Genomic DNA, 18,639 nt, shown 5'->3' on the forward strand with positions numbered 1-18,639 from the left:
AGAAAAAACCAAGGGAGACTTCCAGTGAAGAGCTTGCTCTATCCCGCCGTCTCGCTGATGAACCGTCTGAGCTTCGGCATGAAGTTCAGCCTGATCAGCGTGCTGTTCCTGGTACCGATGCTGGTGACCAATTTCTATCTGGTGCGCGATTCCTATCGCGAATTCCAGGGCACCCGGGTGGAGTTGCAAAGCCTCGACCTGCTGGGCAGCAGCCTGACCCTGCGTCGGGATCTGGAAACCCTCAATAACCTGGTGCAGATCAACGTCACCCTCGGCCAGTCGGGCAAGGCCGGCAATGTCGAGTCGCAAATCACCGGTCTGGAACAAAGCGTCCTGGCGCGCCTGCAGGGGCTCGCGGCCATGACCGACGACCCCGAGCAAATCAAGGTCTTCGATGCCAAGCGCGATGAAATGATTGCCGCGTTCAAGGCCCAGCAAGCTGAAAACTCCCTGCAAAGCAAAAGCGCGCTGATCGGCAAGCTGCTGGGCAGTGCACAGATCTTCAGCCAGATCATCGCCAGCCAGGCCGGCCTGAGCCGCGACACTCAGAGCGACATCCGCCAACTCAGCGAGCTGGTCACAGCCATCACACCAGCCATCACTCAGACCCTCGGCGAAGGCCGGGCCATGGGCTCCTTCTCGTTGGGTCAGGGGTTTCTCAACAGTTCCTCCAGCACTCGGTTTGATGAACTGCTGGCGCAGATCGAAAAGCTTCAGGGCGAATACGGGCTGAAACTGCAGGACGCGCTGGGTTCGAGCAAGGCTGCGCGTGACTCGCTGAGCCCCGCGGCCGATGCCAGCAAGGCGTCGCTGAAACAGGCCAGCGAAGTGTTTGAAGAACAAGTGGTGGTGGCCGAGACACTCGATGCCCCATGGCAGGCTTTCTACGATCAGATCACCGGGCTGATGGATCGCACTTATCAGCTCAACGAAGCCACCCTGAAATTTCTCGATACCCAGTTGCAGCAACGTCTGGCGCAGAACCGTACGCACATGGTGTTGCAAGCCGTGGCGCTGTCGGTGGTATTCGTGCTGATCTTCTACCTCTATGGCGGCTTCTACGCCTCGACCCGCAATACGCTAAAACGTCTTGGCGCGATGATGGACAGAGTCGCGGCCGGGGATATGACGGTCAACTTCGTGGCCCATAGCCGCGATGAACTGGGCGAACTGGGCGAGGTGTTCAATGGCACGGTGCGCAAGATCCATGACTTGATCGAGCGGGTCGGTCATACCGTCGGCGAGGTCGAGCGTCAGGCCGGGCAAGTGGAAAACGTTTCGGCGCAAAGCAATCAGGCGGTGGCCGGACAGCGCAGCCAGATCGAGCAGGTGGCCACGGCCATGAACCAGATGTCGGCGACCTCGCAGGAAGTTGCACGCAGTGCGGCGGCTGCGGTGAGCAGCGCCCACAGCGTCAACGACGAAACCATCAACGGACGTGGTCTGGTGGAGTCGCAGCAGGGCAGCATCGCGGCACTGGCCAGTGAGATCGATCAGTCGGTGCGGGTGATCAATCAGTTGGCCAGCGACAGTCAGTCGATCAGCCGGGTGCTGGAGGTGATCAAGAGCATCGCCGAGCAGACCAATCTGCTGGCCCTCAACGCGGCGATCGAAGCGGCGCGGGCCGGTGAGCAGGGCCGGGGTTTTGCGGTGGTGGCGGACGAAGTACGGACGCTGGCCAAACGCACTCAGCAATCGACCGAAGAAATCGAGCAGATGATCGCCAGGCTTCACGGCGGGGTCGGCGCAGCAGTGAAGGCCATGGGTGTCAGTCATTCGATGGCCAACGGTACGGTCGGACAGTCGGAAAAGGTCCAGCAGGCGCTGGAAAACATCCTCGGTGCGGTAGGAATGATCGTCGACCAGAACCAGCAGATCGCCGCAGCCGTAGAGCAGCAGACCGCTGTGGCCCATGACATCGACCAGAACATTGTCGAGATCAACCGCGCCGGTGAACGCACGGCCGAAGGGGCCTGTCAGACCGAAAACGCCAGTCGCGCCCTGTCGGCTCAGGTGGTTGAGTTGAAGCAGTTGATCAGCGCCTTCCGGGTTTAATCAGCCTGCCTCTCGCGAGGCAGGTTTGTCGGAATAATTTGTAGTACTTCTTTGCTTACATTTGTAAGCAATTTCCTGATTTCCTCCGTGCCCTGATTTTTCGTCTTCAATGGATCAAGATCACACCAACTGACCGTTTGGAGGAGGCCACACATGTCTGTTGCAACCCTGGGAGTCCAGGGCCGCTGTGCCCATTGCCAGACCACGTTGCTGCTCAAACCCTGGCAACTCAATGCCATCGCGATCAATGAACCGTTCACCTGTGCTCACTGCGAGAAAGCCCTCGAGCTGCGCTGCCCGAAACAGATCAGACGTTTCAGATCCCTCGATTCGCTGGGCTGGTTGCGCTTCAGTGCTTCGTTGACGGTGTGTACTGCGTTGCTGGTGGCGCTGGTGATGGAATGGATCGGGCTGCTCAACGTGACCGAGCAGTTGAATGCTTCACTGATCGTGGTTTTCGTCTACTTCGCGCTGATGCGTTTTGTTCACCATCGCCAGCACATGACCCTGACGCTCGACGCGGTGAAGGCCCACGGCGAATGACTACCAGCCGAACACTTCGCGGCAGTTGGCGGTGCTGGCCTCGGCAAGTTGTTCTGCGCTGATACTCATCAATCCCGCAAGCGCGTTGCAGATCGCCGGAAGATGCGCCGGTGTGTTGCGCAAGCCGGGGTACATGGCGGGTGCCATGTCCGGTGAGTCGGTTTCCAGCACCACCGAGCCCAGCGGTAAATCCGCCAGTACTCGATGCATACGCAAGGCCTGAGGCCAGGTCGGCGCGCCGCCGAGACCGAGTCTGAAACCGAGTTTGATGTATTCCCGCGCCTCTTCACGGCTGCCGGCGAAGGCGTGGATGATGCCGGCGCGTTTGAGTCTGAATCGCTTGAGCGTGGCAATCACCGCCGCATGGCTGCGCCGCACGTGGATCAACGCCGGTAACTCGAAATCCGCCGCCAGCTGCAGTTGCGCGTCGAACAGTGCCTGCTGGCGTTCACGGTCGAGAGTTTCGATGAAGTAATCCAGTCCGATTTCGCCGACGGCGCACAGCTGTCGATGACCGCGCAGCCGTGTCAGCCAATCGCCCAGCGCAAGCAAGTCTTGCGGCCGATGCTGATCCAGATACACCGGGTGCAGTCCGAAAGCCGCGTACAGCTCACGATCGCTCTGCACCAGATCCCACACCCGCTGCCAGTTGCCTTCGCAGACTCCCAGCACCACCATCCGCCGCACGCCGAGGGCACGGCTCTCGGCCAGCAACGCCGCTCGGTCGGCGTCGAAGTCGGGAAAGTCCAGATGGGTGTGGCTGTCGATCAGCTCCACGGTTCAGTCCCGGTGAATACGCTGCTTGAAGGTACGGGCGATGGCCTGCACGCCAGGCTGGTAATCCGATTGCTCGACCGCTGCCAGCGCCAGTGCCAGGGCCTTGTCGGCGATCAACTGGTGCTGCTGGGCCATGGCGTTGACCGGCAGCGGCAGGAAGTCCAGCAATTGGGTGTCGCCAAATGTGCCGAGGCGCAGCGGGCGGGATTTGAGCGGGAAGTCATGCAACGCGTCGAACACACCCTGCAACAGCACGTAGGACGTGGTCACCAGCGCATCCGGCAAATGCCCGAGACGTTGCAGGAGTTCTTCCATCAATTGCTTGCCGCATTCGCGGCTGAAGGACTCGGCGTGCTCGATCAGCACTTCGCCCTTGAAGCCGGCAAGGGCTTGTTTGAAACCGGCGGCACGTTCCTGGCTGATGCTCAGTTCCGGGCGGGCGCCCAGCAGCACGATCTGTTTCGGCTGCGGGTCGAGCAGGCTTTCGGTCAAGTGCAGGCTGGCCTCGCGGTCGTCGCTGACCACCGAGCAGAAATGCTCGGGGTCCATCACCCGGTCGATGGCGATGACCGGCAAACCCTTGGCCTGCAACTGGCGGTAGCTGTCATCACCGGCCGGCAGGCAACTGGCGACGATCAGCGCATCGCAACGCCGGGCGCGGAACAGTTGCAGCAGTTGCCGCTCGCTGTCCGGTGCATCGTCGGAACTGGCGATCAGCAACTGATAACCGCGAGCCCGGGCACCTTGTTCCAACAGCTTGGCGATCCGCGCGTAACTGGGGTTTTCCAGATCCGGCAGGATAAAACCCAGGGTCCGGGTATGCCGGCTGCGCAGCCCGGCCGCCTGTGGATTGGGAGTAAAGCCGTGCTGATCGACCACCGCCCGCACCCGCTCGACAGTCGCGGTGCTGATGCGTTGCTGTTCGGCCTTGCCGTTGATGACGTAGCTGGCGGTGGTCACGGACACTCCGGCCAACCGCGCGATATCACTGAGTTTCAACCCGGGATTTCCTTGTTTTTTCGAGCTTGCCGCGACATTTTCGCCAATCCTACCCGATTCAGGCAGGCGACCATTGTCTCAGCGCATCCGACAAGTTGGACTTCAAGGATGGGACATTATCGAGTAACGTGCCGATCAATCTAGATTAAACGTTTCAGCAAGCGTATTTTCTACGTTTTAGACGCCTTTGGCCGGTTCTGCCGTGAAACCGCCAAAACTGCCTCCTGAAAGGGAAGCCTACAAGCGCCTAAGCTGCAACCATTCAAAACAATACCTGGCGCATCAACGCGTCAAAAAGGAGATCGCATGCTCGAGCTCACTGTAGAGCAGATATCCATGGGCCAGTCGGCTGTGGATAAACCCGCCGCTTTGCAATTGCTGGCCAGTCATCTGGTCGCCGATGGCCTCGTCGCCGATGGATACCTCGCCGGCCTGCAGGCCCGGGAGGCTCAGGGCTCGACCTTCCTCGGTCAAGGCATTGCGATTCCCCACGGCACGCCCGAAACCCGTGACCAGGTGTTCGCGACCGGCGTGCGCTTGATGCAGTTTCCCGACGGCGTGGATTGGGGCGATGGCCAGATCGTCTATCTGGCCATCGGCATCGCGGCCAAATCCGACGAACACCTGCGCCTGCTGCAACTGCTGACCCGCGCCCTCGGCGAGACCGATCTGGGCCAGGCCCTGCGCCGCGCCAGTTCGCCCGAAGCGCTGCTGAAACTGCTGCAAGGCGCGCCACAGGAGCTGGCGCTGGATGCGCAGATGATCAGCCTCGGGGTCTCTGCCGACGATTTCGAAGAGCTGGTCTGGCGCGGTGCGCGTCTGCTGCGCCAGGCCGATTGCGTGAGCAACGGTTTTGCCGGGGTGTTGCAGCAAGTCGAAGCGCTGCCGCTGGGCGATGGCCTGTGGTGGCTGCACAGCGAACAGACCGTGAAGCGTCCAGGTTTGGCATTCGTCACGCCGGACAAACCGATGCGTTACCTCGGTCAGCCGCTCAGTGGTCTGTTCTGTCTGGCCAGCCTCGGTGAAGCGCATCAGGCGTTGCTCGAGCGGTTGTGCGCGTTGCTGATCGAAGGTCGCGGTCATGAACTGGGCCGCGCCACCAGCAGCCGTAAAGTCCTTGAAGTGCTCGGTGGCGAGTTGCCGGCCGACTGGCCAAACGCGCGGATTGCACTGGCCAACGCTCATGGTCTGCACGCGCGACCGGCGAAAATCCTTGCGCAACTGGCCAAGAGCTTTGACGGTGAAATTCGTGTGCGCATCGTCGATGGTCAGGACAGCGCCGTATCGGTGAAGAGCCTGAGCAAGCTGTTGAGCCTTGGTGCCCGTCGTGGCCAGATGCTGGAAATCATCGCCGAGCCGAGTATCGCCGCCGATGCGTTGCCGGCGTTGTTGGCGGCGATCGAGGAAGGCCTCGGTGAAGAAGTCGAACCGCTGCCGGCGGTCAGCCAACAACCCGAAGTGATCACCGACATAGCTGAAGTCATCATCGCCCCGGCCTCCGGCAGCTTGCTGCAAGCGATTCCCGCCGCCCCCGGCATCGCCATCGGCCCGGCGCACATACAGGTCCAGCAAGCCATCGATTACCCGTTGCGCGGCGAGTCCGCCGCCATCGAGCGCGAGCGTCTCAAGCAGGCGCTGGCCGACGTGCGTCAGGACATTCAAGGCCTGATCGAACGCAGCAAGGCCAAGGCGATTCGCGAGATTTTCATCACCCACCAGGAAATGCTCGACGACCCGGAACTCACCGACGAAGTCGACACTCGCCTCAAGCAGGGCGAAAGCGCCGAAGCGGCGTGGATGGCTGTGATCGAGGCCGCCGCGAAACAGCAGGAAGCGTTGCAGGACGCGTTGCTCGCCGAACGTGCTGCCGACCTGCGTGATATCGGGCGTCGGGTGCTGGCGCAACTGTGCGGCGTGCAGACGCCCGCCGAGCCTGAGCAACCGTACATTCTGGTGATGGATGAAGTCGGCCCGTCCGACGTGGCGCGTCTTGATCCGGCGCGGGTGGCGGGGATTCTCACCGCCCGTGGTGGCGCCACCGCTCACAGCGCCATTGTGGCCCGCGCGCTGGGGATTCCGGCGCTGGTCGGTGCGGGCGCTGCGGTGTTGCTGCTGAAACCGGGCACGCCGTTGCTGCTCGACGGCCAGCGCGGTCGCCTGCATGTGGACGCGGATGCCGCGACCCTGCAACGCGCCAGCGAAGAGCGCGACACCCGCGAACAACGTCTGAAAGCCGCCGCCGAACAACGCCATCAACCAGCGCACACCACCGATGACCATGCCGTGGAAGTGTTCGCCAACATCGGTGAAAGCGCCGGTGTGATCAGCGCGGTGGAGCAGGGCGCCGAAGGTATCGGTTTGCTGCGCACCGAGCTGATTTTCATGGCCCACCCACAGGCGCCGGACGAGGCGACTCAGGAAACCGAATACCGCCGCGTCCTCGACGGCCTCGCCGGTCGGCCGCTGGTGGTGCGCACCCTCGATGTCGGCGGCGACAAACCGCTGCCGTATTGGCCGATCGCCAAGGAAGAAAACCCGTTCCTCGGTGTGCGCGGGATTCGCCTGACCTTGCAGCGTCCGCAGATCATGGAAGCGCAGTTGCGCGCCTTGCTGCGTTCGGCGGACAACCGACCATTGCGGATCATGTTCCCGATGGTCGGCAGCGTCGAAGAGTGGCGTCAGGCCCGCGACATGACCGAACGCCTGCGCCTGGAAATTCCGGTCGCCGACCTGCAACTGGGGATCATGATCGAAGTGCCGTCCGCCGCGTTGCTGGCGCCGGTGCTGGCCAAAGAGGTGGACTTCTTCAGCGTCGGCACCAACGACCTGACCCAATACACCCTGGCCATCGACCGTGGTCATCCGACCCTCTCCGCCCAGGCGGACGGCCTGCACCCGGCGGTGCTGCAGCTGATCGACATCACCGTGCGCGCGGCCCATGCCCATGGCAAATGGGTCGGTGTGTGCGGCGAGCTGGCGGCGGATCCGCTGGCGGTGCCGGTACTGGTCGGCCTCGGTGTGGATGAACTGAGTGTGTCCGGGCGCAGCATTGCCGAGGTCAAGGCGCGCATCCGGGAACTCAGCCTGACCCAGGCTCAAACCCTTGCTCAACAAGCCCTGGCCGTGGGCAGCGCCAACGAAGTGCGCGCATTAGTGGAGGCCCTGTAATGGCCAAGATTCTTACCCTGACCCTCAACCCGGCGCTGGACCTGACGGTGCAGCTGCCGCTTCTGGAAGTCGGTCAGGTCAATCGCAGCGACGAGATGCACACCCACGCCGCTGGTAAAGGCGTGAACGTCGCGCAGGTGCTCGCCGATCTCGGTCATCAACTGACGGTCAGCGGTTTTCTCGGTGAAGACAACCTGCAGGCATTCGAAAACCTGTTCGTCAAACGCGGTTTCGTCGACGCTTTCATCCGTGTGCCCGGCGAGACTCGCAGCAACATCAAGGTCGCCGAACAGAACGGCCGTATCACCGACATCAACGGCCCGGGGCCGGTAGTGGACGTGGTGGCACAACAGGCGTTGCTGGATCGTCTGGTGCAGATCGCGCCGGGGCATGACGCAGTGGTGGTGGCCGGCAGCCTGCCGCGCGGAGTCAGTGCGAAATGGTTGCGGGAGTTGATTGAGCGCCTGAAGGGGCTGGGCCTGAAAGTCGCGCTGGACACCAGCGGCGAAGCGTTGCGCACGGCGCTCAAGGCCGGTCCGTGGCTGATCAAGCCAAATACCGAAGAGCTGGCCGATGCACTGGGCTGTGAAGTGGTGTCCCACGCGTCACAGGCCGAAGCGGCCGATCGGCTGCACGCTCAGGGCATCGAGCATGTGGTGATTTCCCACGGCGCCGAAGGCGTGAACTGGTTCAGCGTCGGCTCGGCGTTACATGCCACGCCACCGAAGGTCAGTGTCGCCAGCACGGTCGGTGCCGGCGATTCGTTGCTGGCCGGCATGCTGCACGGTCTGCTCAGCGCTGACACGCCGGAACAAACCCTGCGCACGGCCACGGCGATTGCGGCGCAGGCGGTGACCCAGATCGGTTTCGGTATTCATGATGCTGCGCAACTGGCGCGGCTTGAACAGGGCGTGCGCGTGCGTCCCCTGACAGAACAATAAGAGGGTTTGTCATGAAGTTAGCCATTGTCACGGCCTGCCCGAACGGCATGGTCACCAGTGTGCTGTGTGCCCGGCTGCTGGATGCCGCAGCCCAGCGTCAGGGCTGGAGCACCAGCGTCGAAGTGGTGGACGCAGCGCACCCGGAACGAGCGCTTTCGGCGGCCACCATCGAGGCGGCGGAGTGGGTGTTGCTGGTGGCCACCGGCGACATCGACATGACGCGTTTCATCGGCAAACGCGTGTTCCGGATCGCCCCGGCGCAAGCGCTGCAGGATGTCGAAGCGGTGCTGCGTCGCGGTGTCGAAGAGGCCGAAGTTCATGTCGCCAGCGACGTTGTCCCGGCTGCAGTCACGCAGACCGCACCACGCATCGTTGCCGTCACCGCGTGCCCGACCGGTGTCGCGCACACCTTTATGGCCGCCGAAGCCTTGCAGCAAACGGCCAAGCGTCTGGGTTATGAGTTCCAGGTGGAAACCCAGGGTTCGGTAGGGGCGAAAAATCCCTTGAGCGCGACAGCGATTGCCGAGGCCGACGTGGTGCTGCTGGCGGCGGATATCGAAGTCGCTACCGAGCGGTTCGCCGGCAAGAAAATCTATCGCTGCGGTACCGGGATCGCGTTGAAGCAGTCCGAAGCCACGCTGAAAAAAGCCCTGGCCGAAGGTGTTGTTGAAAGCGCTGCCGGCGACGGAAAAGTACCGGTCAAACAAGAGAAAACCGGCATCTACAAACACCTGCTGACCGGTGTGTCGTTCATGTTGCCGATGGTGGTGGCGGGCGGTCTGATGATCGCCTTGTCGTTCGTGTTCGGCATCACCGCATTCAAGGAAGAAGGCACGCTGGCGGCGGCATTGATGCAGATCGGTGGCGAGACCGCGTTCAAGTTGATGGTGCCGTTGCTGGCCGGTTACATCGCCTACTCGATTGCCGACCGTCCGGGTCTGGCGCCGGGAATGATCGGCGGCTTGCTGGCGAGCACCCTGGGCGCCGGCTTCATCGGCGGGATCGTCGCCGGATTTATCGCAGGCTACGCGGCCAAGGCGATCAGTCGGTATGTGGCGTTGCCGCAAAGTCTGGAAGCGCTGAAACCGATTCTGATCATCCCGCTGTTCGCCAGTCTGATCACCGGGCTGGTGATGATTTACGTGGTTGGCAAACCGGTGGCGGGGATGCTCGCAGCGCTCACGCATTTTCTCGACAGCATGGGCACCACCAACGCGATCCTGCTCGGTGTGCTGCTGGGCGGGATGATGTGCGTCGACCTCGGAGGGCCGATCAACAAGGCTGCGTATGCGTTCTCGGTGGGGCTGCTGGCGTCGCAGAGTTACGCACCGATGGCCGCGACCATGGCCGCCGGCATGGTGCCGCCGATTGGTCTGGGCATCGCCACCTTCATCGCCCGGCGCAAGTTCGCCCAGACCGAACGCGAAGCCGGTAAAGCGGCGCTGGTGCTGGGCTTGTGCTTCATCTCCGAAGGGGCGATTCCGTTTGCTGCAAAAGACCCGTTGCGGGTGATCCCGGCGAGCATTGCCGGCGGTGCACTGACCGGTGCACTGTCGATGTATTTCGGCTGCAAGCTGATGGCGCCCCACGGTGGCCTGTTCGTGCTGGCGATCCCGAATGCGATCAACCATGCGTTGTTGTATCTGCTGGCCATCGTCGCGGGCAGTCTGCTGACGGCGGTGGTGTATGCGCTGGTCAAGCGGCCGGAGGCCGTGGAACTGGCGCTGGAGCCCGCGAAGGCGTGAGGTGTCACACCCCTTTCATCTAGCGGTGCTTAAGTTTTCCTTTTTTCAGGGAGAACACCATGAGCGATTTCAACCTCGGTCGCCGGCGCGTGATGCAAGTGGTCGGCGCCGGTTTGCTGATGCCAGGGCTGGCGCCGGCCGTGATCGCCTCGGTCAAGGATCGGCCGCAACTCACCGACGGCGTGCAGTCCGGCGATCTGCAAGGCGACCGGGCGATGATCTGGAGTCGCAGCGATCGTCCGGCGCAAATGGTGGTGGAGTGGGACACCCGCAGTCAGTTCCGCCATCCGCGCCGGGTCGTCTCGGCGCTGGCCGATGCCCGCAGCGATTTCACCGCTCGTGTCGAACTCACCGGGTTGCCCGCCGATCAGGCGATTTTCTACCGCGTGTATTTCAAGGACGCCCGCACTGGCGTTGCCAGCGAACCGTGGCTCGGCCACTTGCGCAGCGCACCGACGGCGCGGCGCAATATCCGTTTCGTGTGGAGCGGTGACACCGTCGGCCAGGGCTTCGGCATCAACCCCGATATCGGCGGCATGCGCATCTACGAATCCATGCGCCTGCGCCTGCCGGACTTCTTTATCCACAGCGGCGACACCATCTACGCCGACGGCCCGGTGCCGGCGCAACTGACCACCGAAGGTGGCCGCGTGTGGCGCAACCTCACCACGGAAGCCAAAAGCAAAGTCGCGCAGACCCTCGACGATTATCGCGGCAATTACCGCTACAACCTGATGGATGAAAACATCCGCCGCTTCAACGCCGAAGTGCCGCAGATCTGGCAATGGGACGACCATGAGGTGGTCAACAACTGGTCGCCGGGCAAACAGCTCGACGAGCGGTATCAGGAAAAAGATATCCACACCCTGGTCGGACGTGCGCGCCAGGCGTGGCTTGAATATTCGCCGATGCGCCGGCAGGCAGCGGACGGTGGCGGGCGGATTTATCGCAAGCTGAGCTACGGGCCGATGCTCGATGTGTTCGTGCTCGACATGCGCAGCTATCGCGGCGCCAACGACGACAACCTCGGGGCGGAAAAACCGTTCCTTGGACGTGAGCAACTGAACTGGCTCAAGCGCGGATTGAAGGCGTCGAAAGCCCAGTGGAAAGTCATCGCTGCGGACATGCCGATCGGTCTTGGCGTGCCGGACGGTGAAGTCAGCCCCGGCGTGCCGCGCTGGGAAGCGGTGGCCAACGGTGATCCCGGCCCGGCTCAGGGCCGTGAGCTGGAAGTGGCCGAATTGCTCGGATTCCTGCGGACACATCAGGTGCGCAATTTCGTGTTCCTGACGGCGGACGTGCATTACTGCGCGGCACATCACTATCACCCGGATCGCGCGGCGTTTCAGGATTTCGAACCGTTCTGGGAGTTTGTCGCAGGGCCGCTGAACGCCGGCAGCTTCGGGCCCAATCCGCTGGACAAGACCTTTGGCCCGCAAGTGGTGTTCCAGAAAGCACCGCCGACGCAGAACGCCTCGCCGTTTGCCGGGTTTCAGTTTTTCGGTGAGGTGAACATCGAGGGGCAGAGCGGGGAGATGAGTGTGGTACTGCGGGATCTGAACGGTGTGGCGGTGTTTGAGCAGAAGTTGCAGCCGGTCTGAATCCATTGCTGAACCTGTGGGAGCAGGGTTGCTCCCACAGTTGCCCAAGGTGAATCAGTAGACGTCGCGACGATAGCGACCCTGTTCGATCAGGCGTTCGACTTCGGCGGCGCCCAGCACTTCATTGAGCACTTGATCCACACCTGACGCCATGCCTTGAAGGCTGCCGCAGATGTAGATCACCGCACCGTCCGCCAGCCATTTCTTCAACTCGCCGGCCGATTCGCGCAGGCGGTCCTGCACGTAAATCTTCTCGGCCTGATCCCGCGAGAACGCCAGGTCCAGTCGCGCCAGATCACCATTGATCAACCACTCTTCCAGCTCCGCGCGACAGAGGAAATCGTGCTCGCGATTGCGCTCGCCAAACAGCAGCCAATGACGCTGTTGGCCGTCGGCAATCCGCGCCTTGAGCAAGCTGCGCAGCCCGGCAAGGCCGGTGCCGTTGCCCAGCAGGATCATCGGCACCGGCGTATTTGGCAGGTGGAAACCGCTGTTGCGGCGTACCCGCAGGCTGATGCTGCCGCCGACCGGAGCATGCTCGGTCAGCCAGCCGGAGCCGATGCCGAGGGTGCCGTCGCTGTGTTGTTCCTGACGCACGATCAGCTCCAGCACGCCGTCGGCGGCAATCGAGGCGATCGAGTATTCGCGCATGGCCAGCGGCACCATCGCATCGACCAGCGCCTGAGCGTGCAGGCCGACCAGATGGGCGCGGTGCTCGGGCAACTGGCGGGTGGCGAGGGCCACTTCCAGCGATTCTTCCAGACCGTTGACCTTTACGCTGGTTTCGCCACGGATGCCGAGGCCGTCGAGGAAATGTTCGATGGCCCAAGGGCAGTTGCGTGGTAACACTTCCACCAGATCGCCAGCGAGCCAGCTGCTGGTGTCCGGTGCGCGAAGACCCAGCAGAAACACCGGCGAGCCGCTGCTGTCAGGGTTCATCAACTCGCGACGGACCAGCGTCCAGTTGCTGTAGCTCGGTGCCTGCCAGGTATCGACCGGCGCCTGGCCGGTGATCAGGCCAAGCTGGGTCTGCCAGTGCCGCAGGGCGTAAGGATCGCCGCTGTCGACTTCCACCGGAGCGAACAGCGTCTTGCCGCCGTGTTCGCCCAGCCATTGATGCAGGCGTCGGGCGAAACCGCAGAAGTGCTGATACTGACGGTCGCCGAGGCCGAGCACCGAGTAGTTGAGGTTGTCGAGAGCCGAGGCACGGGTCAGCACTTTGCGCTCGAAACCGCGAGCGCTGTCCGGCGCCTCGCCGTCGCCGAAGGTGCTGACCACGAACAGCGCGTTGTTCGATTCCTGCAGATCCTGCTCGCTGACATTCGCCAGCGGCTGCACCTTCACCGGCAATCCGGCGGCCTGCAACTGGCCGGCGGTCTGCCACGCCAGTTGTTCGGCAAAACCGCTCTGGCTGGCGAAACCGATCAGCCACGCGGGCGTATCGCCGGCCGGTTGGTCGAGGCCTTTGCGGGCATCCTTGATCTGCTTTTTCTTGCGTCGGCGATCCAGATAAAGCAACCAGCCAGTGATGAAGAACAGCGGCATCAACACCGCCGCGACGGTGACGATGATCCGCCCGACCAGACCGAAATAGCTGCCGACGTGCAGCGCATAAATGCTGGTCAGCAATTGCGCCTTGAAGCTCTTGTCGGCGTAGCGGTCGACGCGTTTGACAACGCCGGTGGCCGGGTCAAGGGTGATCTGGTTCAGCGCGCGCTCATGGGGCGAGTTGTCGAGCAGATAGAACACGGTCGCCGGTTGGCCGGCCACAGGGGGCATGCGGATGTTGTAGGAGGCGAGGCCCGGACCTGCGGCGCTGTAGATGCTGCTCCACATCGCGGCGTAATCGGCGGTCGGCGCCGGACCTTCGGGAGCCGGACCACGACCGCCGCGCACGCGCTCGTTCTGCGGTGCATCCGACAGTAGTTTCGTCAATCCCTTGTTGTACCACTCGTAGGACCAGGACAGTCCGGTCAGTGCCAGCAACAGATACACCAGCATGCACCAGGTACCGAACACCGAGTGCAGATCCCAGTTGAAGCTGCGGCCCTTTTTCTTCCAGTCCAGGGTCAGCCACACGCGCCAGCTGTTCCACTGGCGCGGCCAGCGCAGGTACAGGCCGGACAGGCAGAAGAACAGCAGCATCAGGGTGCAGGCGCCGGTGATGCTGCGACCGGTGTCGCCCATGGCGAGGAAACGGTGCAGTTGCAGCATCAGGCCGAAGAAGTCCTGACCGGTGGCGTCGCCCTTGAACTCGGCGGTGTAGGGGTCGAAGTAGCGCATCTCGCCACGGCGCTCACCCTTTGGCGGGGTGAACCAGACTCGCGCGGCGTTGCCGCTGTCGGTTTCGACCGTGAGCATTGAAACGGTCTTGCCCGCCGCCGCTTCGATGCGTTCCACCAGTTCGGCGGGCGGCAGGACGCCGGCGACCTGCTTTTCCACCTGCAGGACCGACGGATTGAGCGCCTTCAGAATTTCGTCCTGAAACGAATAGGCGGCGCCGGTGATGCCCATCAGGGCCAGCACCAGCCCGGCAGTGATGCCAAAAAACCAGTGCAACTGGAACAGGGTTTTCTTCAACACGTCGCCTGCCTTGTCCGTTCGGAAATTGTGTTCACGGCGTGCATTATGCCGTGCCTTATCGAGAAACGTTCTTTATTACGCACAAAAGCCCCGTTCACGTGAATGAACGGGGCCCGAGGCTTCCGGCTTCTGTCAGAAGTGGAAGTTGGTGCTCAGCAATGCCGTACGACCCGCCGCCTGGTTGGCGAAGTGAGTCGAGAAGGCCTTGTCGTAGTAGGTTTCGTTGGTCAGGTTCTGCACGTTCAGTTGCAGATCGACGTTCTTGCTCAGCTTGTACGCTGCCATCGCGTCGTAGCGAACGTAGGAGTCGACCATGGTGGTGTTGGCCACGTTGCCGAATACGTCATCCACGTAGAACGCACCGCCACCGATGGTCAGCTTCGGCGTGACCTGGTAAGTGGTCCACAGGCTGGCGCTGTTTTTCGGGGTGTTCGGCAGTTCGTTGCCGTTGTTGGCCTTGTTGGCCGGCAGGTCACCACCGTCCACTTGCTCGCTGTCCATGTAGGCGTAGCCGGCGAACACTTGCCACTTGTCTGTGATCTTGCCGCTGGCCGACAGCTCGATACCTTGCACACGGGTCTTGCCGGCGTTTTCGTACGAGGTGGTATCCACCTGGACGCGGGCGTTTTCTTTCTCGGTGCGGAAGATGTCGGCGGTCAGCGACAGGCGATCGTTCAGCAGATCCCACTTGGTACCGATTTCGTAGTTCCTGGTGGTTTCCGGCTCCATGTCGCTCTTGAGCAGGTTGCCGTTGCGATCCGGCGTGCCGCCCAGCGGGTTGCCTTCCTGACCTTCACCCAGGGTGTTGCCCGGCGGTGTGGCGGAGGTAGCGTAGGACGCATAGATGCTGCCGTTCTCTGCCGGTTTGTAGACGATGCCGAACTGTCCGGTGACGAACTCGCTGGTGTCCGAACCTTTGGAGGTGGTGGTGCCTGCGTTGGTGAACGTCTTGTAGCCGGTTTCGAAGTGGTCGTAACGCAGGCCCATGTTGACCAGCCATTGCTCGGACAGCTCCAGGGTGTCGAACGCATACAGCGCGTAGGTATCGGACTGGGTGTCGGTGCCGGCGTAATTGCGCGAAATGGCGCCGTTCCACGGATCGTTCGGGGTCGGGTTCGACAGCGAGGTGCAGTTGTAGCCGCTGGCGGCGCCAATCAGGCCCGGGTTGCAGTTGGTGGTCACGGCCGAGGTGCGCGGCGTGGTGTCGGTGTTGACGTTGTACGAGGATTTGCTGCTTTCCTCACGGGTGTATTCGACACCGGTGGAGAAGCTGTTCTTGAAACCGGCGACGTAGAAGTTGCCGAACAGATCGGTCTGGTTGGTGGTGGTCTCGGTGTTGCTCACGCGAGTGTTCGCACGACGCCAGACGCTGCCGTTGTTCACGTTGCCTTTGCTGTCGTCCGGCTGGGTCAGGATGTAATCCTGCATGCTGGTGCCGTGACGCAGGGTGTTCTTGATGGTCAGCGAGTCGCTCAGGTCATGCTCGATGGCGAAGGTCGCGGTGTCGGTGCGGCCCTTGCGGAAGTCGCGGTCCAGACCGTAGAAGTTGCTGTGATCGCCGCCGGCATAGGGCTTGTCCGGATTGGACTTGGTGCGCGCCGCCGAGCCACCGGCCGGAATCGTGTAAGGGATGCCCGAATCCGGCGTGTCGTTGCTTTCGAGATGGTAGTAGTCGAGGTTGACGCGGGTGTCGGTGCCCAGGCCGAAGGCCAGGGATGGCGCGATGCCCCAACGGTCGTAGTCGACCTTGTCGCGACCGGCGACGTTGCTCTCGTGGCTCATCAGGTTCAGACGACCGGCAGCGGTGTCGCTGAACTGGTAGTTGCCATCCATGGTGTAACGCTGGGTCTGGTCGGAGCCCCAGGTGAAGCCACCGTCGAACGAGTTGCCCAGGTGCGCTTTCTTGCTCACCAGGTTGATGCTGCCGCCCGCCGCGCCGCGACCGCCGATGGCGGAGTTCGGGCCCTTGCTGACTTCGATGTTTTCAACGGCGAAGATCTCGCGGCTCTGGGAGCCGGTGTCGCGCACGCCGTCGAGGTAGGTGTCGCCCTGGGCGTCGAAACCACGGATGAACGGACGGTCGCCCTGCGGGTTGCCGCCTTCACCGGCACCGAAGGTGATGCCCGGTACGGTGCGCAGCGCGTCCTGCATGTTCAGGGCGCCGGTGTCTTTCAGCACTTGTTGCGGGATAACGGTGACCGAGCGCGGCGTGTCGACCAGCGGCGCGGTGTACTTGGGTGAGGAGGCTTTCTCGACCTGGTAGGACGTCGAGTCCTGGGCTTCGCCGGTGATGGCGGTGGCGTCCAGGGCAATGGCATTGCCGGAGGCTTTGCTGTCGGTCTTTTCAGCCGCGAACACCATGTGGCCTGCGGAGCCGGCGGTCAGTGCAACGCCGATGGCAGAGGCGAGCAGACGTGGTGAACTGACGGGTAGTTGTGCTGGTTGACGTGACATTTTTATTCCCCTCCCCAAGGATTTGAGGCGGCGGAATATAGGGTAAACAGGTATTCGTATCAATTGCGAAACATTGTTATTCGCGACGAATTTACATTCTTTACAATTTAGCCTTACGGTTTTTACCGATTCATTCGTCTGGCGGGTTTTACACAGTCAATAAGAATCAATACCATTGCCGCCTCTTTGCCATCAGGTGACATTGCCATGCTGCTGCACATCCCTGCGCTGTTCGAAAAAGACGAAGTGCGGCGCATCCGCGAGGCTCTGGAACAGGCCGACTGGGCCGATGGCAAGATCACCGCCGGCTATCAATCGGCCAAGGCCAAGCACAATCTGCAACTGCCCGAAGGCCATCCGCTGGCCAAGGAAATCGGCGCCGCGATGCTTGAGCGCCTGTGGAAAAATCCGTTGTTCATGTCCGCCGCGCTGCCGCACAAAGTATTCCCGCCGTTACTCAACTGCTACACGGCGGGCGGCAGTTTCGATTTCCACATCGACAACGCGGTGCGCCAGCCCAAGGGCAGCATCGAACGGGTGCGCACCGATCTGTCGGCCACGCTGTTCTTCAGCGAGCCGGAGGACTACGACGGCGGCGAGCTTGAGATCCAGGACACTTTCGGCACCCAGCGCGTGAAACTGCCCGCCGGCGACATGGTGCTGTACCCCGGCACCAGCCTGCACAAGGTCAACGCGGTGACTCGCGGTGCGCGTTATGCCTCGTTCTTCTGGACCCAGAGCCTGGTGCGCGAAGACAGCCAGCGCGCGTTGCTGTTCGAGATGGACGGTGCGATCCAGCAACTCACCCACGACATGCCCGATCACCCTTCGCTGATCCGCCTCACGGGCACTTACCACAACCTGTTGCGTCGCTGGGTCGAGGTGTAAGTGGCGGACTTTCGGTTACGTCGCGAAGAAGTACTCGACGGCGAACGCCTCACGGCCATGCTCGAAGAAAGCCCGGCCCGCGCAGCTCAGGCAATTCTGCTGGCGGCGGGTGAGGGCGTGCTGGAAGCGCAGGCGCTGCTCGGGCAGATCCTGCTCGATGGTCACGGGATTGCTCAGGATCAGCCGCTGGCATTGCGCTGGTTTGAAATTGCCGCAGAGCAAGGTCATCTGATGGCGCGCAACATGCTTGGTCGCTGCCATGAACATGGCTGGGGATGTGCAGCAGATACGTCGATTGCCGCGCAGCACTATCGAATCGCAGCCGAATCCGGTCTGGATTGGGCAATGTACAACCTGGCCAATCTGCTCGCGACCGGGCGTGGTGTGGTTGTCGATCATCTTCAGGCAATGGCGTTGTATGAACGTGCGGCCAAAGCCGGGCATGCCAAGTCGATGAACCTGCTCGGGCGTTATCTGGAAGAAGGGCAAGTGTGCCCGGCGAATCCGGCAGCGGCCCGTGAGTGGTATCGACGTTCGGCCGAGGGCGGGGATTTTCGCGGGCAGTTCAGTTATGCGGCGGTGCTGGCGGCTGAGGGCTGCATTGATGACGCGTTGGTCTGGCTGGAGAAAGCATTGGCCGTCGGTAATCTGAATTTCCTGCGAGTCGCCAGTGTGTCTTTGTTGAATGCACAACATCCGCAAATTCGTGCGATGGCCGATGCTTATAAGTTGAGGCTGGCAGAGTTGACGGGTTTGTAATTATTTATTCGGTTGTTAGTTGCTTTTATCAAGTTGAAGGGGCTGTTGTCAGGCAGTAGTGTGGGTGAGTGATTGCTTTGTCTTGATTACTAATATTTAAGTGCTTGTTAGTTGTTTTCTTGCTGG

Annotated in this window: 12 protein-coding genes; 8 read left to right on the forward strand and 4 right to left on the reverse strand. The window is 62.0% G+C overall.

Translation table 11 applies throughout. From position 1 onward, the window contains the following. The first annotated feature begins 24 nt into the window (after positions 1 to 24). Positions 25 to 2,055 (forward strand): methyl-accepting chemotaxis protein, encoded by a 2,031-nt coding sequence (locus J5M72_RS08620; RefSeq protein ID WP_207865174.1) that lies wholly within the window; start codon positions 25 to 27, stop codon positions 2,053 to 2,055. Positions 2,056 to 2,208: 153 nt separating this feature from the next. Next, the gene (locus J5M72_RS08625) at positions 2,209 to 2,598 is read left to right on the forward strand and encodes a hypothetical protein (RefSeq protein WP_169428816.1); all 390 of its coding nucleotides are present in this window, start codon (positions 2,209 to 2,211) and stop codon (positions 2,596 to 2,598) included. Here J5M72_RS08625 and J5M72_RS08630 read toward each other — a convergent pair whose 3' ends face one another. Continuing rightward, entirely contained in the window at positions 2,599 to 3,375 is a 777-nt protein-coding gene (locus J5M72_RS08630) for a TatD family hydrolase (RefSeq protein WP_207865176.1), read from the reverse strand. Between the two features lie 3 nt (positions 3,376 to 3,378). Then, positions 3,379 to 4,374, reverse strand: a complete 996-nt coding sequence (gene cra, locus J5M72_RS08635) for a catabolite repressor/activator (protein ID WP_169428818.1) — start codon at positions 4,372 to 4,374, stop codon at positions 3,379 to 3,381. 306 nt (positions 4,375 to 4,680) lie between these two features. On the opposite strand from cra, the gene ptsP reads away from it, so the two are divergent. Genes ptsP through J5M72_RS08655 form a run of 4 tightly spaced genes read left to right on the forward strand, consistent with a single transcriptional unit; the run spans position 4,681 to position 11,829 of the window. Further along, positions 4,681 to 7,542, forward strand: a complete 2,862-nt coding sequence (ptsP, locus tag J5M72_RS08640) for a phosphoenolpyruvate--protein phosphotransferase (RefSeq protein WP_207865178.1) — start codon at positions 4,681 to 4,683, stop codon at positions 7,540 to 7,542. Then, positions 7,542 to 8,483 (forward strand): 1-phosphofructokinase, encoded by a 942-nt coding sequence (gene pfkB / locus J5M72_RS08645; protein ID WP_207865180.1) that lies wholly within the window; start codon positions 7,542 to 7,544, stop codon positions 8,481 to 8,483. The genes ptsP and pfkB overlap by 1 nt, the downstream gene beginning before the upstream one ends. A gap of 11 nt (positions 8,484 to 8,494) precedes the next feature. Continuing rightward, complete coding sequence (locus J5M72_RS08650; RefSeq protein WP_207865183.1) at positions 8,495 to 10,228, forward strand: PTS fructose-like transporter subunit IIB; 1,734 nt, start codon at positions 8,495 to 8,497, stop codon at positions 10,226 to 10,228. 59 nt (positions 10,229 to 10,287) lie between these two features. Continuing rightward, entirely contained in the window at positions 10,288 to 11,829 is a 1,542-nt protein-coding gene (locus tag J5M72_RS08655) for an alkaline phosphatase D family protein (RefSeq protein WP_207865185.1), read from the forward strand. Between the two features lie 54 nt (positions 11,830 to 11,883). On the opposite strand, the gene J5M72_RS08660 is transcribed toward J5M72_RS08655, so the two are convergent. Together J5M72_RS08660 and J5M72_RS08665 are read right to left on the reverse strand one after the other, a co-directional pair. After that, on the reverse strand, positions 11,884 to 14,412 hold the full coding sequence (locus tag J5M72_RS08660; protein WP_207865186.1) for a sulfite reductase flavoprotein subunit alpha: 2,529 nt from the start codon (positions 14,410 to 14,412) through the stop codon (positions 11,884 to 11,886). Positions 14,413 to 14,544: 132 nt separating this feature from the next. Then, entirely contained in the window at positions 14,545 to 16,866 is a 2,322-nt protein-coding gene (locus tag J5M72_RS08665) for a TonB-dependent siderophore receptor (protein WP_207865188.1), read from the reverse strand. A gap of 207 nt (positions 16,867 to 17,073) precedes the next feature. Here J5M72_RS08665 and J5M72_RS08670 point away from each other — a divergent pair, with 207 nt between their 5' ends. Both J5M72_RS08670 and J5M72_RS08675 read left to right on the forward strand, forming a co-directional pair. Continuing rightward, positions 17,074 to 17,754: a Fe2+-dependent dioxygenase gene (locus J5M72_RS08670; protein WP_011332426.1), complete on the forward strand. Its 681-nt coding sequence runs from the start codon at positions 17,074 to 17,076 to the stop codon at positions 17,752 to 17,754. After that, positions 17,755 to 18,513: a tetratricopeptide repeat protein gene (locus J5M72_RS08675; RefSeq protein ID WP_347709517.1), complete on the forward strand. Its 759-nt coding sequence runs from the start codon at positions 17,755 to 17,757 to the stop codon at positions 18,511 to 18,513. It begins immediately after the preceding gene. Positions 18,514 to 18,639: the final 126 nt, after the last annotated feature.

The sequence above is a fragment of the Pseudomonas sp. 58(2021) genome, from assembly GCF_017491585.1.
Taxonomy (GTDB): Bacteria; Pseudomonadota; Gammaproteobacteria; order Pseudomonadales; family Pseudomonadaceae; genus Aquipseudomonas; species Aquipseudomonas fluorescens_BT.